Genomic DNA, 25,257 nt, shown 5'->3' with positions numbered 1-25,257 from the left:
AGCCGGAGCGGCGGCTACGGCGCGTAGAACCGGAGCGATGGCTACGGCGTAAAACCGGACGGCCGCGAACCGGACCGGCAGGGAAGCCCGAACGCGGCGCGAAAGCCCGTACGCGCCGACGCCGTACGTCAGTCGTCCATCCCCTGCCTCGGTCGTCCACTCCCTGCCTCAGTCGTCCATCCCCGCGAGGACCAGCGGCAGTCGGTCCGTGCCGCCCTCGGTGAGGCGGACCGGCACGCCCCAGTCCTGCTGGTGGACGTGGCAGGCCGGGTACTCGTCGGCCGAGGCCGCGCCGGGGCCGCTGTCGGATGCCGTGTCGCAGGACGCGGCCATCGCGGAGACGTGCAGGACGCCCTCCGTGACGGCCGGGTTCAGCTCCAGGGCGCGGGAGAGATCGGTTCCCGCGCCCTCGCCCTTGAGGAGCAGCTCGGGCGGGGTGGAGGAGACCAGCAGCCGGCTGGCGGGGCCGTATCGCGTGTCCAGCTTCTGCCCGGCCGGGGCCTGGAAGATCACGTCCAACTTGAGGCCACCTGGGGCGACTTCGGTGGCGGCCCGCCGGGTGCGGTGGGCGACCGACTCGACCCGTACCGCCTCCTCGGGCAGGCGCAGCCGGGTCAGCCGGTGGCGGGCCGACTCGACGACCACGATGTCGTCGCCGACGAGCACCGCGTCACTGGGTTCGCGCAAGTCCGTGGCCAGCGTGGTCACTTCGTCCGTCGCCGGATCGTAGCGGCGCAGGGCGTGGTTGTACGTGTCGCTGATCGCGACCGAGCCGTCGGGCAGGGCGGTGACGCCCAGCGGGTGCTGGAGCAGGGCCTGTTCGGCGGCGCCGTCGCGGTGCCCGAAGTCGAAGAGCCCGGTGCCGACGGCGGTGTGCACGGCGCCCTCACGGTCCACCCAGCGCAGGGCACTCGTCTCGGAGTCGGCGAGCCAGAGCCGGTCATTCCGTCCCTTCGTCACCCGCTGACTCCTCCCCAGCACCGTCTCTCGTCGCCCAGACGATCCGGCAGCGCTCGTCGCCATCGAACCTCACGCCCACCCTGCCTCGCCGGATTTCCACTCGATCGATTGCGAGGCCAAGGCGTTCACGTCGTCCGGCCCCATCGTCGGCTTCCCAAGCTTCACGTAGCAGGCCCGCATCCAGGAGAGGAGAGATGTCCACGGAAGGGGTCGGCATCCGCAGTAGGTCCGCGCGCAGCCCCTCGATCCGGGTACGAAGTCGTCCTGCGAGACGGTTGTACCGGTCGATCGCGTCTGCGCCGGTGAACTCGCCACGGACGTACCTGGCCTCCTCCAGGTCCGCCAGACGGGCCCCCTCGTCCGCGATCTCCGCCTCGATCGCGTCCCGCTTCGCGAAGACCTCCGGGTCCTCCCTCTGCACCCAGCGATCGGCGATCACGGCGAGCAGCGGGTCCTGGGGCTCCAGGGACGGCAGGCGTGAGAGGAACGCCCGGGTCACGTAGTCGTCGATGCTCTCCACCCGAGCGGAGACACCGGAGCACCCTCGCCCCATCCGGTGGCTGGAGCACTGGTACGACGTGCCGGCCTTGCTCATCCGGGCCCCACAGAGCCCACAGCGCGCTATCCCGGTGAGCAGTGATTTCCCTTGCTTGTGGCCGTGCCGCTTCCCCGCCAGAGGGAACGTGCGCGCTTCGAGCTGGCGGAGGATGAGCTCCCTCTCCCCGACCGTGATGATGCCCTCGCCGATGCTCACGGTCTCAAGCGTCTGCGGGTCCCGATACGGGGAGACCCGGTTCATGTACTTGCGTGTCCCATCCGGCTGCTCCTCGTACTCGGTCTGCGGCATGAGACCGGCGAAGGCCGGTGAGCGAAGGAGTTGCATGATGCTGGACGAGTTCCACTCGCCTCCACGGGCGGACTCCACCCCGTGCTCGTTCAGCAGCCGGGCGATGTGGACGAGGGCCTTCCCCGACAGCGCTTCGTCGGCGATCAGGCGGGCGTAGACGGCGGTCTCGGGGTCGTGGACAAGCTTCTTCGCCTCCGGGTCCACCAGCAGCCCGTAAGGCGGCTGTCCGCCGATCCACTGGCCCCGCTGGCGTAGGTACCGCTTGGCGTTGCCGACGCGCATCCCAAGGTTGCCGGACTCGTTGCGCGCCAGTTCCGCCAGCATCGCGATGGTGACCCGGGCGCTGTCGTTCTTCGTGTCGAGTCCGTCCATGACGGAGACCAGCCGTCCGCCGACCCGGCCTATGTCGTCCAGCGCCTTGCCGACCTCGCCGATGCCCTTGCGGGACAGGCGGTCGAGCTTCCAGACGATCAGAACGCCCACGACGCCGGCCGTGGCTGCTGTGATCGCCGCATCGAACCCCTTGCGGCTGACGTTCTTTTAACCGGAACGTCCACGGTCGATGTGGACCTTGCGGACGGTCAGTCCGTTGCGCTCCGCCCATGCGCGGCAGTCTGCTTCCTGGCGATCGATCGCGGTCTTGCCCTCCCGGTCCAGGGACAGGCGCAAGTACAGGTCAGCAGTGGTGTGTTGGTGCACGTGCCCAACGCTAGCGAGAAGTGCTCACATTGGTTCAGGAAATCCAGAAATCCAGGACGATGATGCGTCCTCGCAGGTCGGCGAGGGTCAGCTCCTTGCCTCCGGTGTTCAGCCAGCCGCCCTTGCCGATCAGCTCGGGGGCGCGGACACGGGCGCGACGGGGTGTGGAGGCCGCGGCGGAGTCGTTCATGGATCAAGAGTGCCACCACGCACTGACACTCAGGCCAACGCGTGCCCCGTGGTGGCGTCCACGTGCTCCGGGACCTCGTCGTGGCGGTCGCCGACGGTGAGGGTGCCGGTGGGTTCGAAGAGGAGGATGGCGGCGCCGGCCGGGGCGTACGGCTTGTGCTCGGTGCCGCGCGGGACGGTGAAGACGGAGCCCTTGGGGAGGACGACGGTCCGCTCGCCGTCCGCCTCCCGGAGCGCGATCGTCAGCTCGCCCTCCAGGACCAGGAAGAACTCGTCGGTGTGGTCGTGCACGTGCCAGAGGTGTTCGCCCTCGACCTTCGCCACGCGTACGTCGTAGTCGTTGACGGCGGTGACGATGCGGGGGCTCCAGAGGTCGGAGAAGGAGGCGAGGGCGTCGGAGAGGGAAACGGGGTCGCTGCTGGGAGAGGCCTTCGGAGAGGTCCTCGCAGTGGCCTTCGGAGAGGTCTTCGGAGAGGTCATGCCGCCATCCTCGGGGTGGCCCGGCACCCGTACGAGTGCTAGAAATCGCATATGCCGCAAGGATCCTCTCAAGCCTTCCCTGGAGCGGGGGTGCGTGGAGCGCGTCCCCCCTCCCCCGGAGCGGGGGCGTATGGAGTGCGTCCCTCTCCTGGAAAGCGCCCGCATCCCGCCGGAGGGCGCCCGCATCGCGTCGTCCTCGTCGTCGACGAGAACTCGAACCCGTTCGAGATGAGCTGCGCCATCGAGGTCTTCGGGCTGCGCAGGCCGGAGCTCGGGCGGGAGCTGTACGACTTCCGGCTGTGCGCCGCGGGGCCGCGGACCCGGATGCGGGACGGGTTCTTCACGCTCACGGATGTCGCCGGGCTCGACGCGGCCGAGGAGGCGGACACGCTGATCGTGCCGAACCGGCCCGACACCGAGGCCCCTCGCTCCCGCGAGGTGCTGGACGCCGTACGCCGGGCGCACGCGCGGGGCGCCCGGCTCATCGGCTTCTGCTCCGGCGCGTTCACGATCGCGCAAGCCGGGCTGCTGGACGGGCGCCGGGCGGCCTGCCACTGGATGTGGGCGGAGTCCTTCCGAGCCCGTTTCCCGCGGGTCCACCTCGAACCGGACGTCCTGTTCGTGGACGACGGGGAGATTCTCACCGCGTCCGGCAGCGCGTCGGCGCTCGACCTCGGGCTGCACGTCGTACGGCGCGACCACGGTGTGGAGATCGCCAACGCCGTCTCCCGCCGGCTCGTCTTCGCCGCGCACCGCGACGGAGGTCAGCGCCAGTTCGTGGAACGGCCCGTGCCCGACGTACCGGACGAGTCCCTGGCACCGCTGCTGGCCTGGGCGCAGGAGCGGCTCGGCGCACCGCTCACCGTCGCGGACCTGGCGGCGCGGGCTGCCGTGAGCCCCGCCACGCTGCACCGGCGTTTCCGGGCGCAGCTCGGCACCACCCCTCTCGCGTGGCTCACCGGGGAGCGGGTCGCGCTCGCCTGCCGGCTCATCGAGCGCGGGGAGGAACGGCTGGACGTGGTGGCGGACCGCAGCGGTCTCGGGACCGCCGCGAACCTGCGGGCGCGGCTGCGGCAGGCGACCGGACTCAGCCCGTCGGCCTACCGACGGCGTTTCGGACCGCCCGCCGGGGAACCGGTGAGGGCATGAGATATCTCGTACGCGACCGGCTGCTGGGCTTCGGCGAGGACTACTGGATCGAGGACGACCGTGGCAACAAGGTCTTCCTCGTCGACGGCAAGGCCATGCGGCTGCGGGACACCTTCGAGCTCAAGGACACCCGCGGGCAGGTGCTGATCGACATCCACCAGAAGATGTTCGCCCTGCGCGACACGATGATCATCGAGCGCGACGGCGACCCCTTGGCGACCATCAAGCGCAAACGCCTGTCCCTGCTCCGCAACCACTACCGCGTGTCCCTGGTCGACGGCACCGAACTCGACGTCAGCGGCAAGATCCTCGACCGCGAGTTCGCCATCGACTACGACAACGCACTCCTCGCCCAGATCTCCCGCCGCTGGCTCCACATCCGCGAGACCTACGGCGTCGACGTCGTCCGCGAGGACACGGACCCCGCCCTGCTGATCGCGGTGGCGGTCTGCGTCATCCACTTGGCGGAGAAGGAACGGGGAGAGGACTGATACCGCCCTGGCCGCGGGCAGTCGTGCCGCTGGAGGCGCCGGTCTGCCCGTCGCGGTTGCGGTTGTTGCGGTTGCGGTTGTTGCGGTTGCGTCTGCGTCTGCGCGTACCGCTGGAGGGGGAGACCCGGCCCGTCGCAGACGCGGCCAGTCGCGCCGCTGGGCTGCACCGGTCCCAAAGAGAGCGGCACCCGTGCGGCGCCGGGCCCGCGACCCACCCCGCCGGCAACCCCTGCCCCGGGTATCAACGACGAGGGACGTCCAGCCCCAGCAGCCGGTCCTTCAGCGCCGGGAACTGTTCCCGCGTCACACCGACCTTCGCCGGGTCGAACTCCACGGTGAGCACCTCCTCCCCGGCCCCCGCCTCGGCGAGAACCTCCCCCCAGGGGTCCACCACGATCGAGTGCCCCGCCTGGGGAACTCCCGCATGGGTACCAGCCGTTCCACAAGCGAGCACGAACGCCTGGTTCTCCACAGCCCGTGCCTGCGCGAGCAGCGTCCAGTGCGAGCGCCGCCGCTCGGGCCACCCGGCCGGAATCACCAAGGTCTCGGCGCCCGCGTCGACGAGCCCCCGGAAGAGCTCGGGGAAGCGAAGGTCGTAGCAGGTGGCGACACCGATCACGGTCTCCGGCAGCCGGACCGTGACCAGCTCGGACCCGGCGCCCATCAGCACGGCCTCGCCCTTGTCGAAGCCGAAGCGATGGATCTTCCGGTAGGCGGCGGCGAGTTCACCGGAGGGCGAGAAGATGAGCGAGGTGTTGTACAGGGAGCCTTCACCCGAGGCCGACCCACTGCCGGACGAGGACGCCGATGCGGCTGGGGCTGGGGCTGCCGATGCGCCTGGGGCTGCGGATGCGGGTGCGGATGCGCCTGCGGCCCGCTCGGGAATCGACCCCGCGTGCAGCCACACCCCCGCGTCACTCGCCGCCTTGGCCATCGCCTCGTACGTGGGCCCCTCCAGCGGCTCGGCCTCCGCCCCGAACTCCTCGTACGCGAACGCGCCGGTCGTCCACAGCTCGGGCAGCACCACGAGATCGACTCCGGCTTGTTCTCGTACAAGAGCCGCCACCCGCCGCCGACGCGAATCGACCGATTCGGTGTCGTTTACGTCGATCTGGAGGAGAGAGGCGCGCACACTACCACCGTCCTGGCATTCGAGCCGTTCATACGGGCCTACGATCGTCACACGAAAGCACTGCCGGGGTGCCTCACAGCAGCGTAACTTAGCGTCCCAAGACACCCGCTGCCTGTGCACTGCCCGCGTCCAACCGCCCGAGGGGTCCCGTTCCGTGAGTCTGCATCCGAGCCTTCAGTCCTACGCCGACGCCTGGACCCACTCGATCGACGCGATATCCGAGCTGGTGCAGCCGCTTGTGGAGGGCGAGTGGAACCGGCGGACCCCGTGCCCCGGCTGGTCCGTCCGCGACCTCGTCTCGCACGTGATCGGGCTGGACTGCGAGATGCTCGGCGACCCGCGCCCGATCCACACGCTCCCCCGTGACCTGTACCACGTGACGAACGAGCACCAGCGGTACATGGAGATGCAGGTCGACGTACGCCGTCACCACACCGCTCCGGAGATGACCTCCGAGCTGGAGTACACGATCATCCGCCGCAACCGCCAGCTGCGGAACGAGTCGCGGCAACCCGACGCCAAGGTGCGCGGCCCCCTCGGCACCGAGATCACCCTCGAACAGGCCATGCGGAACCGCGCGTTCGACGTCTGGGTGCATGAGCAGGACCTTCGCGCCGCCCTCGGCCGGCCGGGCAACCTCGACTCCCCGGGCGCGTTCATCGTCCGTGACGAACTCCTCGCCGCCCTCCCGAAGGTCGTCGCCAAGGACGCGGGCGCGCCGGCGAACTCGGCAGTGGTCTTCGACATCCACGGACCCGTGGAATTCCTCCGCACGGTCCGCGTCGACGCCGACGGCCACGGCTCCATAGACGGCGCCCCCTCCCTCGGCCCGGCCGCCACCCTCGTCCTCGACTGGGAAACCTTCGTCCGCCTCACCTGCGGCCGCGTCCACCCCGACGCCGTCTCCGACCGCATCAAGTCCGAGGGCGACCCGGACCTGGCCTCAGCCATCCTCAGGTCTCTCGCGGTCACTCCGTAGCGCCGAGCCCTTCCGGCGTCTCCCGTCCGGCGTCAGCGCTGAGCCCCGTCCGGCGTCAGCGCTGAGCCCGTCCGGCGTCTCCCGTCCGGTGTTCGAGGACGATGCCGTGCGGGCCGAAGGGGCCTGGGGCGCAGCCCCAGGTACGGAGGGCAGGGGCGGCGGGGGCGAAAAAAACTGTCGCCGCCACCCCCGCGAACCTACCCTCCCCCTATGACCGCCGCCCCCGCAGACACCCCACCCCGCCTCACCCGCCTCACCTTCCACGGCCCTCTCTCCGAGGCCCGCGCGACCCGTCTGGTGGAGCGGCTGGCGCAGACGAACCCCGCCACCGTGCTCGACATCGGCTGCGGCTGGGGCGAGCTGATGCTCCGTCTCCTCACCGCCGCGCCCGCCGCGAAGGGCGTAGGCATCGACCTGAACGCCGAAGACCTGGCCCGTGGCCGACAGAACGCCACGGACCGCGGCCTGTCGGCCAGGGTCGACTTCGTCGAGGAGTCCGCGCTCGGCACGGCTCGGGGCCCCGCCGACCTCGTCCTGTGCCTGGGCTCCGGTCACGCCCTCAGCGAGGCCGAGCCTCCGACGCACACCGCCGAGGTCCTCCGTGAACTGCGCCGGCTCGTGGCCGACGGCGGACGTGTGCTGCTCGGCGAGGGGTTCTGGCAGCGCACGCCCACACCCGGGGAGCTGTCCGGCATGTGGCCGGGCGCCTCGGCCGAGGAGCTCTACGACCTCGCGGGCCTGGTCGAGCTGGCCGTCGCGGCCGGTTTCCGGCCGGAGTGGATCGAGACGGCCGGCATGGCGGAGTGGGAGGAGTTCGAATCGGGATACCAGGCGGACGCGGAGGTATGGCTCGCCGGCCACGGTGACCACCCCCTCGCGGCCGAGACCCGGGAACGCCTCGACCGGCACCGCCGCGCCTGGATGAGTTACCGAGGCGTCCTGGGCCTGGCCTATCTCACCCTGGTCCCCACCACCTGACGTACCCCGGGGCCGCCGGATCCCTGGGTGGGCAGGCCCCTAGGCCGGCACATGCACCGTCTCCACCCGGCTCGCCACCAACCGCTCCCGCTCTCTCCTCGCCGCCTGCTTCCGCAGGCGGAAGATCTGGCTGAGCCCGACCGCCTGGAGGACGAACACGGCGGCGAAGGCGACCTGGTAGTTGTCGCCGGTCGCGTCCAGCAGCACGCCGATGGCCAGCAGCGTCGTCATGGAGGCGACGAAACCGCCCATGTTGGTGATGCCGGAGGCGGTGCCCTGACGCTCGGGCGGATTGGCGGGCCGGGCGAAGTCGAAGCCGATCATCGAGGCCGGCCCGCACGCCCCCAGCACCACGCACAGCACGATCAGCAGCCACATCGGATCGTGCTCGGCGGGGTACGCCAACGCCCCCGCCCAGACGACCGCCGTGGCGGTCACCGTGCCGAGCGCCAGCGGAAGCCGCGCCGCGTGATGCCGGGCGACGATCTGCCCGTACACCAGGCCGACGACCATGTTGGAGAGGACGACCAGCGTCAGCAGCTCACCGGCGGTCGCCCGGCTGAGCCCCTGCGCCTCGACCAGGAACGGCAGGCCCCACAGCAGCAGGAACACCATCGCCGGGAACTGTGTCGTGAAGTGCACCCACATCCCGAGCCGGGTGCCGGGCTCCCGCCAGGAGGCGGCGATCTGCCGGCGGACGTACGCGGCCCCCTGGTGCGGGAACGGCTCCGGCTGGTGCCCCTCGGGGTGGTCCTTCAGGAAGAGGAGCAGGAGGACGAGGACCACGACACCGGCGAGCGCGCTGCCCGCGAACGCCGCCGTCCAGCCGACCCCGTGCAGCAGCCGGGCGATGACGAGGGTGGACACCAGGTTGCCCGCCATCCCGACCAGCCCCGCCAACTGCGCGACCAGCGGGCCGCGCCGGGCCGGGAACCAGCGGGTGCCGAGCCGCAGCACGCTGATGAACGTCATCGCGTCCCCGCAGCCCAGCAGTCCGCGCGAGGCCAGCGCCATGCCGTACGAGGAGGAGAACGCGAAGCCCAACTGCCCGGCCGTGAACAGCAGGACACCGATGGTCAGCACCTTCTTGGTGCCGAGCCGGTCGACCAGCAGGCCGACGGGTATCTGCATGCCCGCGTAGACCAGGAGCTGGAGTATCGAGAAGGTGGAGAGGGCGGAGGCGCCCACGTGGAAGCGGTCGGCCGCGTCCAGGCCCGCCACGCCCAGCGACGTACGGAAGATGACGGCGACGAAGTAGACGGAGACGCCGATGCCCCAGACGGCGATCGCGCGCCGGCCGCCGGGCGGGTCCCCGGGCAGCGAGACGGCGGAGCCGGAGCTCATCGGACCTCGCCCCGCGCCAGGTTGGAGAACCAGCTGACGTGCCGGTGGATGATCCCGACGACCGCCTCCGCGTCACCCGAGCGCAGCGCTTCGAGGATCTGCTGGTGCTCGGCGAGCGTCTTGGTGATCCGGTCGGGGTGGGCGTGCATCACGGCGACTCCCATCCTCAACTGCCGGTCGCGGAGCTGGTCGTAGAGCCGGGAGAGGATCTCGTTGCCGCCGCTGCGGACGATCTCGGCGTGGAAGCAGCGGTCGGTGACGGCGGCGGCCGCGAGATCTCCGGCGGCGGCCTGCTCCTTCTGCTGGGCCAGCAGCTCCTCCAGGCGCGCGAGGAGCTGCGGCGACGCGGGTACGGCCTTGCGTGCGGCGTGCTCCTCGACGAGCTGGCGGGTTTCGACGACGTCCGCGATCTCCTGGGCGGAGACGGGCAGGACGAGCGCGCCCTTCTTCGGGTAGAGCTTGATCAGCCCCTCGACCTCCAGCCGGAGCAGCGCCTCGCGCACGGGGGTCCGCGAGACCCCGACCGCGTCGGCGAGCTCGCCCTCGGTGAGCAGCGTCCCGCCCTCGTAACGGCGTTCCAGGACAGCCTGCTTGACGTGCGCGTAGACGCGGTCCGCGGCGGGCGGCTGTTTCACGGGGTGCTTCACCGGGTGGTTCGCGGGCGCGGGTGGGGCTGAAGGCATGCGCACATCATAGATACAACACGTACGCATGGTCGCGACCGTTCCAGAATGCGGAACGGCGGGAACCTCCACGCGTGCAACCGGCGGAACCTCCCTGTGTAACTCACGTCACACAACGCCCTACCCGTTTCCCTACATCCCTTTGCGCGGTTCACGAGTCCGTACGTAAGACGGCACTGCCATGTGCCGTTCTCTCAGGGGCATTTCGCGCATTCGGAGCGTTCATTTTGATTACCGGCATTAAGGGCACGCGTTTCCGCAGGGCCGCCGCTGTGACCGTCACGACCGGCGCCGTACTGGCGGCCGGAGCCTTCGGCGCCGCGCCCGCGGGCGCCGTGGCCGCGCCCACGATCGCCGCCAAGGGCGGCTATGTGATGAACAACGGAACGGCCAAGACCCTCTACACCAAGGCCGCCGACACCAAGCGTTCCACCGGCTCCACCACCAAGATCATGACCGCCAAGGTGGTGCTGGCGCAGCCGAACCTGAACCTGGACGCCAAGGTCACCATCCAGAAGGCGTACAGCGACTACGTGGTCGCCAACAACGCCTCCCAGGCCCACCTGATCGTCGGCGACAAGGTCACCGTCCGCCAGCTCCTCTACGGGCTGATGCTGCCGTCCGGCTGCGACGCCGCGTACGCGCTTGCCGACAAGTTCGGCTCGGGCAGCACCCGCGCCGCCCGCGTGAAGTCGTTCATCGGAAAGATGAACGCCGCCGCGACGAGCCTCCACCTGACGAACACGCACTTCGACTCGTTCGACGGCATCGGCAACGGCTCCAACTACTCGACGCCGCGCGACCTGACGAAGATCGCCAGCAGCGCGATGAAGAACACCACGTTCAAGACGGTCGTCAAGACGAAGTCGTACACGGCCAAGACGATCACCAAGACCGGCAGCACCCGCACCATGGCCGCGTGGACCAACACCAACGGTCTGCTCAGCAGTTACACCGGCACCATCGGCGTGAAGACCGGCTCCGGTCCCGAGGCCGGCTACTGCCTGGTCTTCGCCGCCACCCGCAACGGCAAGACGGTCATCGGGACGGTCCTCTCCTCGACGTCCATCCCCGCCCGCGAGTCGGACGCGAAGAAGCTGATGGACTACGCCTTCGCCCAGTAGTCCCGGGCGCACGGGCGAACAGCCCGAGGTGTACGCCGAAGGGGCCTGCCGCGGATGACGCGGCAGGCCCCTTCGGCTTGTCGGAACGGGCTCACGCCCAGGTGATCAACCGCTTCGGCTGTTCCAGGATCGCCGCCACGTCGGCGAGGACCTTGGAGCCCAGCTCGCCGTCGACCAGACGGTGGTCGAAGGAGAGCGCCAGCGTGGTGACCTGACGGGGCTTGACCTTGCCCTTGTGGACCCAGGGCTGGAGCTTGATCGCGCCGACCGCGAGGATCGCGGACTCGCCCGGGTTGAGGATCGGCGTGCCCGTGTCGACGCCGAAGACGCCGACGTTCGTGATCGTGACCGTGCCGCCCTGCATCGCGGCGGGCGAGGTCTTGCCCTCGCGGGCCGTGGAGACCAGTTCGCCCAGTGCCTCGGCGAGCTGGGGGAGCGTCTTGGCCTGGGCGTCCTTGATGTTCGGGACGATCAGGCCGCGGGGCGTGGCGGCGGCGATGCCCAGGTTCACATAGTGCTTCTGGACGATCTCCTGGTTGGCCTCGTCCCAGGACGCGTTGACCTCGGGGTTGCGCTTGATCGCGACCAGCAGGGCCTTGGCGATGAGCAGCAGCGGGTTCACCCGCAGCCCCTGCATCTCCTTGTCCTGCTTGAGCTCCTCGACGAGCCTCATCGTGCGCGTCACGTCGACCGTCACGAACTCGGTGACATGCGGCGCGGTGAACGCCGAGCCGATCATCGCGGCGGCCGTGGCCTTACGGACCCCCTTGACCGGGATACGGGTCTCCCGCGCCGTGTCGAACGAGGCGACCGGCGCGGGTGCCTGCGTCCGGACGGGAACCGGGGTCTCCTCCACGACCGGCGCCGGGGCGGGCTGGGCCGGGCCGGCCTGGGCGGGGGCCACCGCCGCGTGCACGTCCTCGCGGGTGATGATGCCGTCCGGGCCCGACGGGGTGACCGTCGCCAGGTCGACCCCGAGGTCCTTGGCGAGCTTCCGGACCGGGGGCTTGGCCAGCGGGCGCTGCTCGGTGTGTCCGTGGCCGTTGAGCTCGCCCTGGATCGCGGTGGCCGCGTAGAGCGTCTCGGACTGCTGGGCCGGTACCTCGACGCCCTTGCGGGGGCGGCGCTTGGTGGAGGACTGGGCGACGCCGTACCCCACGAGGACCGGGGTGCGGCCCTCGGGCTTGGGTTCCTCGGCGGGGGCCGGCTCCTCGGTTACGGTCTCCTGGGCCGGGGTCTGGGCCGCGGGTGCCCCACCGGCCACGTCCACCGCGATGATCACCTGGCCGACGTCCACCGTGGTCCCCTCGGGGAAGCGGAGCTCGCGCACCACACCGTCGTACGGGATGGGCAGCTCCACGGCGGCCTTGGCCGTCTCGACCTCGCAGACGACCTGGCCGTCGGTGACGGAGTCACCGGGCTGGACGTACCACTTGAGGATCTCCGCCTCGGTGAGTCCCTCGCCCACGTCGGGCATCTTGAACTCGCGGAGCCCCGACGCGTTCTCAGTCATCGTCGTCACGACCCTCTCCTCAGTACGCCAGCGAGCGGTCGACGGCGTCGAGCACCCGGTCCAGGCCCGGAAGGTACTCCTCTTCCAGGCGCGCCGGCGGGTAGGGGGCGTGGTAGCCGCCGACCCGCAGGACGGGTGCCTCCAGGTGGTAGAAGCACCGCTCGGTGATGCGGGCGGCGATCTCCGCGCCCGTACCGAGGAACACCGGGGCCTCGTGCACCACGACCAGGCGGCGGGTCTTCTCGACCGAGGCCTGGACGGAGTCGAAGTCGATGGGGGACATCGAGCGCAGGTCCAGGACCTCGATCGACTTGCCCTCCTCCTGGGCCGCCGCGGCGGCCTCCAGACAGACCTTCACCATCGGGCCGTACGCGGCGAGGGTGAGGTCGCCGCCCTCGCGCACCACACGTGCCTTGTGCAGCGGTCCGGGAATCGCGTCCTTGTTGACCTCGGACTTGTCCCAGTAGCGGCGCTTCGGCTCGAAGAAGATCACCGGGTCGTCGCTCTGGATGGCCTGCTGCATCATCCAGTAGGCGTCGCCCGCGTTCGACGGGGAGACCACCTTCAGGCCCGCCACGTGCGCGAACAGCGCCTCGGGGGACTCCGAGTGGTGCTCGACCGCGCCGATGCCGCCGCCGTACGGGATGCGGATGACGACGGGGAGCTTGATCTTGCCGAGCGCCCGCGCGTGCATCTTCGCGAGCTGCGTGACGATCTGGTCGTACGCCGGGAAGACGAAACCGTCGAACTGGATCTCCACCACCGGGCGGTAGCCCCGCAGGGCGAGGCCGATCGCCGTGCCGACGATGCCGGACTCGGCGAGCGGGGTGTCGATCACCCGGTCCTCGCCGAAGTCCTTCTGGAGGCCGTCGGTGACCCGGAAGACACCGCCGAGCTTGCCGACGTCCTCGCCCATGATGAGGACCTTGGGGTCGGTGTCCAGGGCTGTGCGCAGCGACTCGTTGATCGCCTTGGCGAGCGCCATCTTTTCCGCGGCCATCGCTACTTGCCCTCCCCTTCGTCCGCGAACGACGCCTGGTAGGCGGCGAACTGGGCCCGCTCCTCGTCGACGAGCGCGTGCCCGTCCGCATACACGTTCTCGAAGATGGCGAAGTGGTCCGGGTCCGGCATGGCACGGACGACCTCGCGTACTCGTTTGCCCAACGCTTCGCTCTCGGCCTCGAGTTCCGCGAAGAATCCCTCGTCCGCGTGGTTCGAGGCCTCCAGGTACGTGCGCAGGCGCAGGATCGGATCCTTCACCTCCCACGCCTCGCGCTCCTCGTCGGCCCGGTACTTGGTCGGGTCGTCGGAGGTGGTGTGCGCGCCCATGCGGTAGGTGAACGCCTCGACGAGCGTGGGGCCCTCGCCGCGGCGGGCGCGCTCCAGCGCCCACTTGGTGACGGCCAGGCAGGCGAGGACGTCGTTGCCGTCGACGCGTACGCCCGGGAAGCCGTAGCCCTGCGCGCGCTGGTAGAGCGGGACGCGGGTCTGCTTCTCGGTGGGCTCGGAGATGGCCCACTGGTTGTTCTGGCAGAAGAACACGACGGGAGCGTTGTAGACCGCGGAGAAGGTGAACGATTCGGCGACGTCGCCCTGGCTGGAGGCGCCGTCCCCGAAGTACGCGATCACGGCCGAGTCGGCACCGTCCTTGGCGATGCCCATGGCGTAGCCGGTGGCGTGCAGCGTCTGCGAGCCGATGACGATCGTGTACAGGTGGAAGTTGTTGCTGTTCGGGTCCCAGCCGCCGTTGTTCACCCCGCGGAACATGCCGAGCAGGTTGGTGGGGTCGACCCCGCGGCACCAGGCGACGCCGTGTTCGCGGTAGGTCGGGAAGACGTAGTCGTCCTCGCGGGTGGCCCGTCCGGAGCCGATCTGGGCCGCCTCCTGGCCGAGCAGCGAGGCCCACAGACCCAGCTCGCCCTGGCGCTGGAGGGACGTGGCCTCGGCGTCGAAGCGGCGGGTCAGCACCATGTCCCGGTACAGACCGCGCAGCTCCTCGGGCGTGATGTCGGCGACGTACGGGTCGTACGTGGCGTCCTTGACCCGCTTGCCCTCCGGGGTCAGCAGCTGAACCAGTTCCGGGTCGGTGCCCGGTGACTTCTTGGCGGCCGCGCCGGTGCGCTTGGCACCGGCGCTCGCGGCGCTCTTCGTACCGGTCGTACTGGCGCTGCTCTTCGCGCCGGTTGTCCCGGCGCTGCGGCGCGGCTTGCGCGCGGCAGTGCTCTCCACGGTCACGTGTGCTCCTCCGTCGGTCCGGCCCCCGGGGTTGCCGGATGGCTGGGGGTCCCCCCTTGCTCGCTTTTTTGAGCTTGGGGGAGCGGCTCGCCTGTTCCAGTACCCGTGCACGGGGTGGGTGCCCTCGGCCGGGAACAGGCGTGACAGGTGCCCCGGCGAGCGCCCTGCAACAGTCACGTTACCCAGTGCTTCACAATTCTGTGAAACCCCTCCTGACCTGCGTTTTTGCTTGGATTTCCAAGTACTTATTAGTCGGATTTCCAAGTAATTCGCGTGGGCCGGGAACAGTCGCTGGTCACAGCACTGGTTACAGCCTTGCAGGGGGCCGGAACACGGGCACGTTATCCCGGCCACCCCTTGCTCGGGAAGAGTTCACTTCGGGCGGGGCAAAGGGGCGTGTGTGAGACTGACCTCGTGCGTGAAGACGGAAAAATCACCGTATTCCTCCTCGACGACCACGAGGTGGTGAGACGGGGAGTCCACGAGCTGCTCTCGGTGGAGGACGACATCGAGGTGGTCGGCGAGGCCGGTACGGCGGCCGACGCGCTGGTAAGGATTCCGGCCACCCGCCCGGACGTCGCCGTCCTGGACGTACGGCTGCCGGACGGCAGCGGCGTGGAGGTCTGCCGCGAGATCCGCTCCGGGGACGCGGACATCAAGTGCCTGATGCTGACCTCGTTCGCCGACGACGAGGCCCTCTTCGACGCGATCATGGCGGGCGCCTCGGGCTATGTCCTCAAGGCCATCCGCGGTAACGAACTGCTTTCGGCCGTACGAGACGTCGCCGCCGGAAAGTCCCTGCTCGACCCGGTGGCCACCGCCCGTGTCCTGGAGCGGCTGCGCGACGGCGGCAGCGCCAGGAGCGACGACAGGCTCGCGCACCTCACCGAGCAGGAGCGCAAGATTCTCGACCTGATCGGTGAGGGCCTCACCAATCGCGCGATCGGGGAACGGCTGCACCTGGCCGAGAAGACGATCAAGAATTACGTGTCGAGTCTGCTGTCCAAGCTGGGAATGGAACGGCGGTCCCAGGCGGCGGCGTATGTGGCGCGGATACAGGCAGAGCAGCAGAACCACTGATCGGGCGGCGCCGGCGCCGACGGATCGGCTCAGTGGCCCTGATTCGGTGCCCATGTCGATCTGCCCGGTTCCGGGGTCGTCGATCGGTTCGGTTCCGTTCGGTTCCGGGGGGCGAGCGGCCGGGTTCCGGGGTGTCGATCTGCCCGGTTCCGGGATTCGGGACTTATGGCCCCCCTGGCAGGGGGCGGGCGCCTCTTTTTCGTGGCGTTCCGTGTCCCGGAGATTGGTGGCATGCCCACCGACGAACGGTCTGCCGAACGGCGGCCCGCCGACGCACAGCTCGCCGACGAACAACTCGCCGTGGACCTGATCGGCCGCACCGACTACGGCCGGGCGGCCACCAGCATGCGCGCGCTGCCCTTCCTCGCGTTCGCCCGCCACATCGTGGTCGACGGCCGTGTGCTGCTGCGGATGCCGCGCAACTGCGGATACCACCACGCCTGCACCGGCAGCGTCGTCGCGTACGGCACCGACAACCTGAGCTCCGCGCGGCCGGGCGAGAGCCTGTGGTCCGTGCAGATCGTGGGCCGGTGCGAACCCGTCGAGCCGACCGCGGCCGAACTGGAGCTCTTCGGTCCCGCGCCGCGCCTCGTGGACGGGGAGCCCTACGAGCCGGTCTATCTGGGCATCGAGCCGCAGTTCTCCACTGTGCACTCCACGGACGGGGGCCTGGAGGGCGGTTCCAGGACGTCCTGTGACTCACGAGTGATCGAAGACGACTGTCTGTGACACGTGCGAGGTCAGGGGTCCGGCTGGTGCCCTAGCATCTGGCGCGTGCCGCGCTCATCTGTACCACCCCTTGCGTCTTTCGCGCCCCCTCTGGGCGCCCTCCTCCGCCAGTACGCCGCCGGGTCCGCGCTGACCTGCGAACCGGTAGACCAGGGGCTGCTCAACCGCGGCTACCGGCTCTGCACCACCCGCGGCCGGTACTTCCTCAAGCACCACTTCGACCCGGAGACCGCCGACCCGGTCGCCATCGCCCGCCAGCACCGCGCGACCCAGCGCCTGGCGGACCTCGGCGTCCCGGTCGCCCCGCCGCTGACCGGCACCGACGGGCGCACGGTCGCCGTCGTCGGGGGCCACGCGTACGCGCTGCACCCGTGGATCGACGGCCGGCACCGGCACGGCGGCCAGCTCAGCACCGAGCAGTGCACCCGCCTGGGAGCCCTCCTGGGCGTCGTACACGCGAGTCTGGAACGGGTGATGCCGGCGCAGGGGCGCGTGACGACGCAACGCGCCGACGGGGGCGGGTCGGCCGACGACAGGTCGAGCGACGCCGGGCCGGCCGACCGCGCCGAGGGCGCCGTGGAGGGCGCCGATCCCGCCCGGGGTGCCGACCCCGCCGACACCTTCGCGCTCATCGACCGCCTGCTCGCCGAGGTGCGCCGCCACCGCCCCTCGGACGCCTTCGACGAGCTGGCCCGGCACCGGCTCCTGGAACGGCGCGCCCTCCTGGAACGGCACGCCGACCGACGGCCTCCCCAGGGCGGCTCGGTCGGCTGGGTGCACGGCGACTTCCACCCGTTCAACCTGCTCTACCGCGACGGCGAGCCGGCCGCGATCGTCGACTGGGACCGGCTGGGCGTCCACCCTCGCGCGGAGGAGGCCGTACGCGCCGCGGTGATCTTCTTCGTACGCCCCCTCGGCACGCTCGACCTCACGAAAGTACGGGCCTACGCGCGCGCGTACCGCCGCGCCGCGGGCGCCACCCCGTCCGAGCTCACGGCCGCCGTGCACCGAGTGTGGTGGGAGCGCCTGAACGACTTCTGGATACTGCGCTGGCACTACGAGCGCGGGGACACCCGCGCCGATCCGCAGTTCCCGGCGGCCTCGGCGCTGGCGGTGTGGTGGACGCGGGAGTACGAGTCGGTGTGCGAGGCATTCGCGGGGTGACCCTCGGACTCGGACTCGGACTCGGAGCGGTCCGGACTCGGACTCGGACTCGGATTCGGACTCGGAGCGGTCCGGATTCGGTCAGAGGCCGCCCGGGCCGCCCTGCGGCGTCCCGGCGCTGCCGCCCGTTTCCGTCGGCTGTGCCGTGTCCGGCGCCGACGTGGTCGGGTCCGCAGTCGTCGGCTGGTCCGTCGGCGTCGTGTCGGTCGGCTGGTTGTCCGTCGGCTCCGTGGTCGGCTGGCCGGTGTCGCTCTGGGACGGCGTGTACGACGGTGTGTAGCCCCCGCCGGTGCCGGTGCTGGTCGAGTTGTCCGTGGAGTTGTCCGTGGACTGGTCCGTCGCCCCGTCGCTGGGCGTCTGGCTGGACTTGTCCTGAGTGCTGGAGTGGGTGGTGGTCGGCGACTTCGTCGTACCGGTCCCGCCGCCCGTGCCGCCCCCGCCGTTGTTGAGCGCCAGCGCGACACCCGCCGCGATCGCGATCACCGCGAGGACCGCGAGGATCCACAGCTTGCCGCGGCCACCGCCCCGGTTGCCGTGCCCCTCGAAGCCGCCGTCGTCCCCGCCGCCGTACCCGGCGGGCATGATCGGCTGCGGGATCTGCGTGGTGCCGGAGTCACCGGGGTGCGGCAGCGCGGACGTGCCCGCGAAGCCGCCCGCCGGGGTGTGCAGACCCTCGTGCGCGGTGACCGGCCCGGTGTTCCAGGTGCCGGTGTGCCCGCCCTGGTCGTACAGCATCTGCAGCCCGTACTGGACCAGCCCGCGCATCTCCTCGGCGGTCTGGAACCGGTCGTCCGGCTCCTTCGCGAGCGCGCGCATGACGAGCCCGTCGAGCTCCGGCGGCACCGCGTCCGAGACCTCGGACGGCGGCATGGGAATGTCCTGGACGTGCTGGTAGACCACCGACAGCGGCGTCTCGCCGGTGAACGGGGGCCGCAGCGCGAGGAGTTCGTAGAGCAGGCAGCCGGTCGCGTACAGGTCGGAACGGTGGTCGACGGCCTTGCCGAGCGCCTGCTCCGGGGAAAGGTACTGCGGCGTGCCCATGACCATGCCGGTCTGCGTCATGGTCGACTGCGCGCCGTGCAGGGCGCGCGCGATGCCGAAGTCCATCACCTTGACCGCGCCCGTGTGCGTGATGATCACGTTCGCCGGCTTGATGTCGCGGTGCACGATGCCGTGCTGGTGCGAGTAGGCGAGGGCTTCGAGGACGCCCGAGACGATGATCAGCGCCTGCTCGGGCCCGGGGGCCTCCGCGTTGAGCAGCAGATCGCGGATCGTGCGGCCCTCGACGATCTCCATCACGATGTACGGGACGACACCGTGGCCGACCACGTCCTCGCCGGAGTCGTACACGGCGACGACCGCGTGGTGGTTGAGCCCGGCGACCGACTGGGCCTCGCGCGTGAAACGGGCCTTGGACACCGGGTCCTCGGCCAGGTCGGAGCGGAGCAGCTTGACCGCGACGGTCCGCCCGAGGCGTACGTCCTCGGCCGCGAACACCTCGGCCATGCCGCCCCGGCCGAGTCTGCGGGTCAGCCGATATCGGCCGTCGCCGACCAGCCCGCCGTTACCCCACATCTCCGGCGCATCTGACATACCGCCGCCAGTCGCCTCGGGGTCGGACGGGCCCTGAGCGCGCTGCTGCTGTGCCATCAGTCCTCGCCGTCGTTTCTGCCCGCGGTCTGCGCGGTGGTTGTTACGGTCTCCGTCGGGCCACGCTACAGGCTCGGCGCAAGGCGCCGGTCCGAGATGGACGTGAGATGGACCGGCCATCAAACCCGCCGCAGGGGCCCGCGTGCAAATTCTGTGTACCGCCCGTACGGCACCTGTAACGCTTCCGCGACGCTTCTTTCGCAGACGGTCACGGAACGGGCACCGAGCTTGACGTGTCAGTGCCCTCGGGCAGACTTGGCCGGGAATAAGCCAATGGATCACCGAACACCGGCCGGTCGACGAGAAATCGGTCGTCGGTCACGGGACATTCGATCACGGACCGCGGGAGCAACCAGCCGCTGCCGCCGCGCCGATGGGGGACGCAGAACATGAGCCAGGACGGCGCACAGGGCCGGTACGCGGGGCGTGCGGTCGCCGGCGGCCGCTACCAGCTGCGCGATCTGCTCGGCGAGGGCGGCATGGCGTCGGTGCATCTCGCGTACGACTCGGTGCTCGACCGCCAGGTCGCCATCAAGACGCTGCACACCGAGCTCGGCCGCGAGCAGGCGTTCCGCGAGCGGTTCCGCCGCGAGGCCCAGTCGGTGGCCAAGCTCACGCACACGAACATCGTCTCGGTCTTCGACACCGGCGAGGACGACCTCGACGGCATGACGACCCCGTACATCGTCATGGAGTACGTCGAGGGCCGCCCGCTCGGCTCCGTGCTCGACCAGGACATCGCCCAGCACGGCGCCATGCCCGCCGACAAGGCCCTGAAGATCACCGCCGATGTGCTGGCGGCCCTGGAGATCAGCCACGAGATGGGCCTGGTCCACCGGGACATCAAGCCGGGCAACGTGATGATGACGAAGCGGGGCATCGTCAAGGTCATGGACTTCGGCATCGCCCGCGCCATGCAGTCCGGCGTCACCTCGATGACGCAGACAGGCATGGTCGTCGGCACCCCTCAGTACCTCTCCCCGGAGCAGGCGCTCGGCAGAGGCGTGGACGCCAGATCCGATCTGTACTCCGTCGGCATCATGCTCTTCCAACTGGTCACCGGGCGGCTGCCGTTCGAGGCGGACTCGCCGCTGGCCATCGCGTACGCGCACGTCCAGGAGGAGCCGGTCGCACCCTCCTCCATCAACCGCTCGCTGCCCCCGGCGGTGGACGCGCTGGTCGCCCGCGCGCTGAAGAAGAACCCGAACGAGCGTTTCCCGAGCGCCGAGTCCATGCGCGACGAGTGCCTGCGGGTGGCCCAGTCCTTCCAGGCCGCCGCGCCGAGCATCGTGCCGGGCGCCCAGACGTCGAGCGGCGCGGGTGTCAGCTCCGCCGTCTTCCCGCCCGTCGAGCAGGGCGCCCCGGCGCCGGGTCCGGTGCACACGCCGTACCAGCCCGGTCCGTACGGGACGCCGACCCCGGCGCCCCAGGCTCCGGCCCCGGCGTACGGCTATCCGCAGCAGGGCGGCTACCAGACTCCGCCGCAGACCGCCGCGTACTCCCCGCAGCAGGCGCCGTCCACTCCGCCGCCGTACAACCTCACGCCCCAGCCCACCACGCCCGTGTCGGGCGGTTCGGGGGGCCGCAAGAGCAACAAGGGGGTCGTCGTCGGGTCGATCGTGGTCGCGCTCCTCGCGATCGGCGGCCTGATCACGGCGCTCACGCTGAACGGCGGCAGCGGCGACGACAAGGGCGGCGGCAACGCCAGCAAGTCGCCGACGACCGCGGTGGCGGGGCACGTGGGTCCGGACACGTCCAAGACGATCGACACGGAGAAGTGCACGGATCCGCAGGAGTCCTACGACGACCCGAACAAGATCCAGGTCCCGGACTTCGCGTTCAAGAACCTCAAGTCGGTGAAGTCCTGCTTCCAGGCCGCCGGCTGGCAAATGAAGGTCACCCGCGTCGACGAGAACACCTACGGCGAGGACACGATCATGGACCAGTTCCCCTCCGCCGGAACGGACGTCGACCCGAAGAACATGCCCGAGATCGAGCTGAAGGTCTCGACGGGCGACCCGGCCTGAGTCGTCAGCCTTGAGCCTTTGGCCTTGAGTCCTTGGCCTTGAGCCCTTGGCCCTGAGCCTTTGGCCTTGATGCCTTGGCCCTGAGCCCTTGGCCTTGATTCCTTGGCTCCCATTCCTGACGCGGAGAGCGGGCCCGGCACCTTTGGTGCCGGGCCCGTTTCGTAAGGGGTCGGTGGCCTGGGTCAACGGGTCCGATGGGTAAAGGGGTCGGCGCCTTGGATGCCGGGCCCTACGCGTAAGGGTGTCGCCCCGGGGCTACAGGTACGGTCCGCCCGAGCGGCCGCCCGTGCGGGGGTCCTCGTCGCCGTCGGCGCCTCCGACACCCGGCGGGAGGGCGCGGCGCATCGACTCCAGCTGGGCCCTGGCCGCCATCTGCTGGGCGAACAGGGTCGTCTGGATCCCGTGGAAGAGCCCCTCCAGCCAGCCCACCAACTGGGCCTGCGCGATCCGCAGTTCGGCATCACTGGGAATACCGTCGTCCGTGAACGGCAGGGAGAGCCTCTCCAGCTCCTCCACGAGGTCAGGAGCGAGCCCGTCCTCCAGCTCCTTCACGGAGCTCGCGTGGATCTCCTTGAGCCGGACGCGGCTGGCCTCGTCCAGGGGTGCGGCGCGCACCTCCTCGAGGAGCTGCTTGATCATGCTGCCGATCCGCATCACCTTGGCGGGCTGTTCCACCATCTCAGTCACCGGGACCTCGCGGGAGTCCTCGTCTCCGGTGCCGCCGAGAGCCATCCCGTCCTGGCCAACGACCAGGATCTGAGGGTTCTCCGGCGACCTTTCGTTCCTCGGCATCTCCATGCCGCCATTCTCTCGCACTCGTACACCACATCACGGTGGTGCCCCCCGGACGGGCTGATCCACCGCATCCGAGGGTGCCGGCATGTGCGCCCTGGCGCGGGGACGGCGCGGGAGCGGCGGCCGCGCGACGGTCACGTTCTGTCGAGATGCCGGGCGCACGGCGTCATGTGAGGCTGTTCCCGTCGATCTCGGCAACCCGTCCACCCGTACCGGGAGGGGGTCACCGGCGTGACTCCACGGCTCCGCCTCACTCTGCGCGCGGCCGGTCCGCTGCTGGTCTTGGTGACCGGCGTGGCCGGCACGATCGGCGTGACCTGCGTCGGTCAGAGCACCTACTCGGTCGAGCCCGTCTCGTACGCGGTCGAGCCCGTCCCGCACGCCACCCGGTCGGCCCCCAGCGCCGCCGCCTCCCGTGCGGGGAGCCTCGCGGGGGAGGGACGGGCGCGGCCGGGGCGCGGGGAGCCGGACACCCCGGATGCCGAAGAGAGCGGGGACACGGAGGCCACCGAGGACACGGAGGACACGTCCACGGACCCCGAAGCCGATCCCGACGGCACCGTTCCGGACTCCTCGGAGGCGAGCGTCACCCCCGAGCCGTCGCAGGGGGACGCGATCTCCGTCCAGCAGGGCGTCGGGCGCCCCCGACCCGCCCCGGAGCCCGTGCTCGAAATCCTGCCCCTGGGCAGCGGCCTGATCCTCATCGGCCTGGGGCTGGGACTGGCGTTCCTGGGACTGCGGGTGCGGCGCCGCTGAGGCGCACCGCCGAAGCGGCGCGCCTCTTTGTGGGCCAGAGCGGTCCTCAGGGAGCGACGAGCAGCACCTTGCCGATGTGTCCGCTCTCCTCCAGGACCCGATGGGCCGCCGCCGCCTGGCTCATCGGCAGTTCGCGGTCGACGATCGGCCGTACGTGACCGGAGTCGATCAGCGGCCACACGTGTTCGCGTACGGCCGCGACGATCGCCGCCTTCTCACCGAGCGGGCGGGCGCGCAGCGAGGTCGCGCTGATGGCGGCGCGCTTGCTGAGGAGGGAGGCGATGTTCAGCTCGGCCTTGATGCCGCCCTGCATGCCGATGATCGCCAGCCGTCCGTTGACGGCGAGGGCGCGCACGTTCGGGTCCAGGTACTTGGCGCCCATGTTGTCGAGGATGACGTCGGCGCCGGCGCCGTCCGTGGCCCGCTCGATCTCCTCGACGAAGTCCTGCTCGCGGTAGTTGATCAGGATGTCCGCGCCCAGTTCGGCGCAGAAGTCGAGCTTCTCCTTGGTGCCCGCCGTGACCGCGACCTTCGCGCCGACGGCCTTCGCCAGTTGGATCGCCATGGTGCCGATGCCGCTGGAGCCGCCGTGCGCGAGCAGGGTCTCGCCGGGGCGCAGATGAGCCACCATGAAGACGTTCGACCAGACGGTGCTGGTCACCTCGGGCAGCGCGGCGGCCTGCTTGAGGTCGAGACCCGCGGGCACCGGGAGTAGTTGCCCGGCCGGGACGGCGACCTTCTGGGCGTATCCACCGCCCGCGAGCAGCGCGCACACCTCGTCACCGACCGCCCACCCGGACACCCCGGGACCGATCTCGACGATCCGCCCCGAGCATTCGAGGCCGGGGTAGGGGGACGCGCCGGGCGGCGGGTTGTAGAAGCCTTGCCGTTGCAGCAGATCGGCGCGGTTGACGGCGCTGGCCACCACCTCGACCAGCACTTCGCCTTCGCCGGGCACGGGGTCCGGGACCTCGTCCCACACCAGCGCCTCGGGCCCACCAGGTTCTGGAATCGTGATCGCGTACATGAGGGGGACGCTACTCCTCGCCCTGGCCGGGTCGCCGACTAGTCCTGGGGCAGGGGCCGGCTGTGTGGTGCCACCTGCGTGCCGGGGGTGGCCCGGATGATCGTGATGAGACGGTCCGTCAACTGAAGGGTCCCGACGGCCGGATCGTCGTAGCCGAGGACCCGGTGTCCTCGTACGACGCTCACGACCAGGTCGTCCGTCTCGCGTACGCCCTTGCCGACCTCGGCCTTTATGACGGGCCGTTCGACGATGTCGAGCCCGCTGCCCTGCTGGATGAGGTCCTCCATGACCATGCCGGCGGCGGGGCTGAGGACGGAGAGCCCGAGCAGCCGCCCGGCCGCGCTGGCGCTGGTGATGACGGCGTCCGCGCCGGACTGCTTGAGCAGCGGCGCGTTCTCCTCTTCCCGTACGGCGGCGACGATCTTCGCCCCGCGGTTGAGCTGCCGCGCGGTCAGCGTGACCAGCACCGCCGTGTCGTCCCGCTGTGTGGCGATGATGATCTGCCGTGCCTTGTGCACCTCGGCCCGCATCAGCACATCGGTGCGCGTCGCGTCCCCGACGACCCCCGCATATCCGTCGGCCGCTGCCGCGTCGACCACCTTGGAGCTCGGGTCGACGACCACGACCTGCTCCTTCTTCAGTCCGGTCGCGCAGACGGTCTCAATGGCCGACCGCCCCTTGGTCCCGAATCCGACAACGACGGTGTGATCCCTCAAGGCCGCCCTCCAGCGGTTCAGCCGCCACTCCTCCCGGGTGCGTTCCGTGAGGACCTCCAGCGTCGTGCCGACCAGAATGATCAGGAACAGCACACGCAGCGGCGTGATGACGAAGATGTTGGTGAGCCGGGCGGCATCGCTGACCGGGGTGATGTCGCCGTATCCGGTGGTGGAGAGGGTGACGGTCGCGTAGTAGAAGGCGTCGAGCAGGTCGACGGAGCCGTCCGAGTTGTCGTTGTAGCCGTCGCGGTCGGCCCAGACGATGAACGCGGTGGCGACGAGCACCAGCAGCGCCATCGCCAGCCGTTTGCCGACCTGAAGTATCGGGCGTTCCACGATCTTCCGTGGGAGTGTCACCCGATGGGTCACGAGATGTTCGTCCGCTTGGCGGGCGATCGCATCATGGCCCGGAAGTTTCACGTGAAACACACCCCGTTTGAATTCATCGCAGGCTGATCGCCGCAGACCGCTTGGCGCAGACTGCTTATCGCAGAGAGTTCATCGCACAGC

General features: G+C 70.2%; 24 protein-coding genes and 2 pseudogenes. 10 read left to right on the top strand and 16 right to left on the bottom strand.

What is annotated here, in order from left to right; genetic code table 11:
• Positions 1–168: 168 nt before the first annotated feature.
• From ACFVXA_RS30745 to ACFVXA_RS30720, 6 genes and pseudogenes are all read right to left on the bottom strand, one after another.
• A pseudogene (locus tag ACFVXA_RS30745) lies at positions 169–942 on the bottom strand (alkyl hydroperoxide reductase); the annotation flags it as partial.
• Complete coding sequence (locus ACFVXA_RS30740; RefSeq protein WP_390027837.1) at positions 941–1,759, bottom strand: zinc ribbon domain-containing protein; 819 nt, start codon at positions 1,757–1,759, stop codon at positions 941–943. The pseudogene ACFVXA_RS30745 and the gene ACFVXA_RS30740, both read right to left, overlap by 2 nt.
• Before the next feature lie 21 nt (positions 1,760–1,780).
• Positions 1,781–2,326, bottom strand: a pseudogene (locus ACFVXA_RS30735) (recombinase family protein); the annotation flags it as partial.
• Between the two features lie 21 nt (positions 2,327–2,347).
• Positions 2,348–2,506 carry a recombinase family protein gene (locus tag ACFVXA_RS30730; protein ID WP_390027804.1) on the bottom strand — a complete coding sequence of 53 codons (159 nt, stop codon included), beginning with the start codon at positions 2,504–2,506 and terminating at the stop codon, positions 2,348–2,350.
• A 34-nt stretch (positions 2,507–2,540) separates the two neighbouring features.
• Positions 2,541–2,696 (bottom strand): hypothetical protein, encoded by a 156-nt coding sequence (locus ACFVXA_RS30725; RefSeq protein ID WP_384400859.1) that lies wholly within the window; start codon positions 2,694–2,696, stop codon positions 2,541–2,543.
• 29 nt (positions 2,697–2,725) lie between these two features.
• Positions 2,726–3,175: a cupin domain-containing protein gene (locus ACFVXA_RS30720; protein ID WP_384022159.1), complete on the bottom strand. Its 450-nt coding sequence runs from the start codon at positions 3,173–3,175 to the stop codon at positions 2,726–2,728.
• A gap of 51 nt (positions 3,176–3,226) precedes the next feature.
• Here ACFVXA_RS30720 and ACFVXA_RS30715 point away from each other — a divergent pair, with 51 nt between their 5' ends.
• The gene (locus ACFVXA_RS30715; RefSeq protein WP_390027802.1) at positions 3,227–4,324 is read left to right on the top strand and encodes a GlxA family transcriptional regulator; all 1,098 of its coding nucleotides are present in this window, start codon (positions 3,227–3,229) and stop codon (positions 4,322–4,324) included.
• Entirely contained in the window at positions 4,321–4,815 is a 495-nt protein-coding gene (locus ACFVXA_RS30710; RefSeq protein ID WP_383744497.1) for an LURP-one-related/scramblase family protein, read from the top strand. The genes ACFVXA_RS30715 and ACFVXA_RS30710 overlap by 4 nt, the downstream gene beginning before the upstream one ends.
• Positions 4,816–5,056: 241 nt before the next feature.
• Here ACFVXA_RS30710 and ACFVXA_RS30705 read toward each other — a convergent pair whose 3' ends face one another.
• Positions 5,057–5,947: a carbon-nitrogen family hydrolase gene (locus ACFVXA_RS30705; RefSeq protein ID WP_384400774.1), complete on the bottom strand. Its 891-nt coding sequence runs from the start codon at positions 5,945–5,947 to the stop codon at positions 5,057–5,059.
• A gap of 154 nt (positions 5,948–6,101) precedes the next feature.
• Between ACFVXA_RS30705 and ACFVXA_RS30700 the strand changes: the two genes are divergently transcribed.
• On the top strand, positions 6,102–6,926 hold the full coding sequence (locus ACFVXA_RS30700; protein WP_384400771.1) for a maleylpyruvate isomerase family mycothiol-dependent enzyme: 825 nt from the start codon (positions 6,102–6,104) through the stop codon (positions 6,924–6,926).
• A gap of 210 nt (positions 6,927–7,136) precedes the next feature.
• Positions 7,137–7,904, top strand: coding sequence for an SAM-dependent methyltransferase (locus ACFVXA_RS30695; protein WP_390027800.1), 768 nt, complete (start codon positions 7,137–7,139; stop codon positions 7,902–7,904).
• Between the two features lie 39 nt (positions 7,905–7,943).
• Here the strand turns inward: ACFVXA_RS30695 and ACFVXA_RS30690 are convergent, their stop codons facing one another.
• Positions 7,944–9,248 carry a nitrate/nitrite transporter gene (locus ACFVXA_RS30690; RefSeq protein ID WP_390027798.1) on the bottom strand — a complete coding sequence of 435 codons (1,305 nt, stop codon included), beginning with the start codon at positions 9,246–9,248 and terminating at the stop codon, positions 7,944–7,946.
• Positions 9,245–9,931 carry a GntR family transcriptional regulator gene (locus ACFVXA_RS30685; protein WP_362022368.1) on the bottom strand — a complete coding sequence of 229 codons (687 nt, stop codon included), beginning with the start codon at positions 9,929–9,931 and terminating at the stop codon, positions 9,245–9,247. The genes ACFVXA_RS30690 and ACFVXA_RS30685 overlap by 4 nt, the downstream gene beginning before the upstream one ends.
• Before the next feature lie 227 nt (positions 9,932–10,158).
• Here ACFVXA_RS30685 and ACFVXA_RS30680 point away from each other — a divergent pair, with 227 nt between their 5' ends.
• The gene (locus ACFVXA_RS30680) at positions 10,159–11,055 is read left to right on the top strand and encodes a D-alanyl-D-alanine carboxypeptidase (protein ID WP_362022371.1); all 897 of its coding nucleotides are present in this window, start codon (positions 10,159–10,161) and stop codon (positions 11,053–11,055) included.
• Between the two features lie 91 nt (positions 11,056–11,146).
• Here the strand turns inward: ACFVXA_RS30680 and ACFVXA_RS30675 are convergent, their stop codons facing one another.
• The 3 genes from ACFVXA_RS30675 to pdhA are packed head-to-tail and all read right to left on the bottom strand — an operon-like array spanning position 11,147 to position 14,803.
• Positions 11,147–12,577 (bottom strand): dihydrolipoamide acetyltransferase family protein, encoded by a 1,431-nt coding sequence (locus ACFVXA_RS30675; protein WP_390027795.1) that lies wholly within the window; start codon positions 12,575–12,577, stop codon positions 11,147–11,149.
• A gap of 10 nt (positions 12,578–12,587) precedes the next feature.
• A complete protein-coding gene (locus ACFVXA_RS30670; RefSeq protein WP_362022376.1) occupies positions 12,588–13,568 on the bottom strand; it encodes an alpha-ketoacid dehydrogenase subunit beta in 981 nt (326 codons plus the stop codon).
• Positions 13,569–13,570: 2 nt separating this feature from the next.
• On the bottom strand, positions 13,571–14,803 hold the full coding sequence (pdhA, locus tag ACFVXA_RS30665; RefSeq protein ID WP_390027793.1) for a pyruvate dehydrogenase (acetyl-transferring) E1 component subunit alpha: 1,233 nt from the start codon (positions 14,801–14,803) through the stop codon (positions 13,571–13,573).
• A gap of 414 nt (positions 14,804–15,217) precedes the next feature.
• Between pdhA and ACFVXA_RS30660 the strand changes: the two genes are divergently transcribed.
• The 3 genes from ACFVXA_RS30660 (at position 15,218) to ACFVXA_RS30650 (ending at position 17,776) form a co-directional block, all read left to right on the top strand.
• Positions 15,218–15,883 (top strand): response regulator, encoded by a 666-nt coding sequence (locus ACFVXA_RS30660; protein WP_384400764.1) that lies wholly within the window; start codon positions 15,218–15,220, stop codon positions 15,881–15,883.
• 231 nt (positions 15,884–16,114) lie between these two features.
• On the top strand, positions 16,115–16,612 hold the full coding sequence (locus ACFVXA_RS30655; RefSeq protein ID WP_384400761.1) for a pyridoxamine 5'-phosphate oxidase family protein: 498 nt from the start codon (positions 16,115–16,117) through the stop codon (positions 16,610–16,612).
• 45 nt (positions 16,613–16,657) lie between these two features.
• Positions 16,658–17,776, top strand: coding sequence for a phosphotransferase (locus ACFVXA_RS30650; RefSeq protein ID WP_390027790.1), 1,119 nt, complete (start codon positions 16,658–16,660; stop codon positions 17,774–17,776).
• Positions 17,777–17,857: 81 nt separating this feature from the next.
• Here the strand turns inward: ACFVXA_RS30650 and ACFVXA_RS30645 are convergent, their stop codons facing one another.
• The gene (locus tag ACFVXA_RS30645) at positions 17,858–19,426 is read right to left on the bottom strand and encodes a protein kinase (protein ID WP_383907967.1); all 1,569 of its coding nucleotides are present in this window, start codon (positions 19,424–19,426) and stop codon (positions 17,858–17,860) included.
• A gap of 389 nt (positions 19,427–19,815) precedes the next feature.
• On the opposite strand from ACFVXA_RS30645, the gene ACFVXA_RS30640 reads away from it, so the two are divergent.
• Positions 19,816–21,453 (top strand): protein kinase, encoded by a 1,638-nt coding sequence (locus ACFVXA_RS30640; RefSeq protein WP_362022393.1) that lies wholly within the window; start codon positions 19,816–19,818, stop codon positions 21,451–21,453.
• A 255-nt stretch (positions 21,454–21,708) separates the two neighbouring features.
• On the opposite strand, the gene ACFVXA_RS30635 is transcribed toward ACFVXA_RS30640, so the two are convergent.
• A complete protein-coding gene (locus tag ACFVXA_RS30635; RefSeq protein WP_362022395.1) occupies positions 21,709–22,251 on the bottom strand; it encodes a bacterial proteasome activator family protein in 543 nt (180 codons plus the stop codon).
• 228 nt (positions 22,252–22,479) lie between these two features.
• On the opposite strand from ACFVXA_RS30635, the gene ACFVXA_RS30630 reads away from it, so the two are divergent.
• Positions 22,480–23,004: a hypothetical protein gene (locus ACFVXA_RS30630; RefSeq protein WP_384022131.1), complete on the top strand. Its 525-nt coding sequence runs from the start codon at positions 22,480–22,482 to the stop codon at positions 23,002–23,004.
• A gap of 46 nt (positions 23,005–23,050) precedes the next feature.
• Here ACFVXA_RS30630 and ACFVXA_RS30625 read toward each other — a convergent pair whose 3' ends face one another.
• Together ACFVXA_RS30625 and ACFVXA_RS30620 are read right to left on the bottom strand one after the other, a co-directional pair.
• Positions 23,051–24,031, bottom strand: coding sequence for an NAD(P)H-quinone oxidoreductase (locus tag ACFVXA_RS30625; RefSeq protein ID WP_383744526.1), 981 nt, complete (start codon positions 24,029–24,031; stop codon positions 23,051–23,053).
• Between the two features lie 38 nt (positions 24,032–24,069).
• Entirely contained in the window at positions 24,070–25,167 is a 1,098-nt protein-coding gene (locus ACFVXA_RS30620) for a potassium channel family protein (RefSeq protein ID WP_362022403.1), read from the bottom strand.
• Positions 25,168–25,257 lie beyond the last annotated feature (90 nt).

It is taken from the genome of Streptomyces sp. NPDC058246, assembly GCF_042881985.1.
GTDB lineage: Bacteria > Actinomycetota > Actinomycetes > Streptomycetales > Streptomycetaceae > Streptomyces.
Note: the sequence above shows the minus strand (reverse complement) of the source record. Positions and strands in the feature narration are given on the sequence as shown.

Coding starts and splice junctions, on each gene's coding strand:
- ACFVXA_RS30685 (WP_362022368.1), bottom strand. CDS start 9,931: ATGCCTTCAGCCCCACCCGCGCCCGCGAACCACCCGGTGAAGCACCCC.
- ACFVXA_RS30640 (WP_362022393.1), top strand. CDS start 19,816: ATGAGCCAGGACGGCGCACAGGGCCGGTACGCGGGGCGTGCGGTCGCC.
- ACFVXA_RS30710 (WP_383744497.1), top strand. CDS start 4,321: ATGAGATATCTCGTACGCGACCGGCTGCTGGGCTTCGGCGAGGACTAC.
- ACFVXA_RS30695 (WP_390027800.1), top strand. CDS start 7,137: ATGACCGCCGCCCCCGCAGACACCCCACCCCGCCTCACCCGCCTCACC.
- ACFVXA_RS30625 (WP_383744526.1), bottom strand. CDS start 24,031: ATGTACGCGATCACGATTCCAGAACCTGGTGGGCCCGAGGCGCTGGTG.
- ACFVXA_RS30720 (WP_384022159.1), bottom strand. CDS start 3,175: ATGACCTCTCCGAAGACCTCTCCGAAGGCCACTGCGAGGACCTCTCCG.
- ACFVXA_RS30690 (WP_390027798.1), bottom strand. CDS start 9,248: ATGAGCTCCGGCTCCGCCGTCTCGCTGCCCGGGGACCCGCCCGGCGGC.
- ACFVXA_RS30645 (WP_383907967.1), bottom strand. CDS start 19,426: ATGGCACAGCAGCAGCGCGCTCAGGGCCCGTCCGACCCCGAGGCGACT.
- ACFVXA_RS30725 (WP_384400859.1), bottom strand. CDS start 2,696: ATGAACGACTCCGCCGCGGCCTCCACACCCCGTCGCGCCCGTGTCCGC.
- ACFVXA_RS30635 (WP_362022395.1), bottom strand. CDS start 22,251: ATGGAGATGCCGAGGAACGAAAGGTCGCCGGAGAACCCTCAGATCCTG.
- ACFVXA_RS30670 (WP_362022376.1), bottom strand. CDS start 13,568: ATGGCCGCGGAAAAGATGGCGCTCGCCAAGGCGATCAACGAGTCGCTG.
- ACFVXA_RS30655 (WP_384400761.1), top strand. CDS start 16,115: ATGCCCACCGACGAACGGTCTGCCGAACGGCGGCCCGCCGACGCACAG.
- ACFVXA_RS30740 (WP_390027837.1), bottom strand. CDS start 1,759: ATGAACCGGGTCTCCCCGTATCGGGACCCGCAGACGCTTGAGACCGTG.
- ACFVXA_RS30715 (WP_390027802.1), top strand. CDS start 3,227: ATGCCGCAAGGATCCTCTCAAGCCTTCCCTGGAGCGGGGGTGCGTGGA.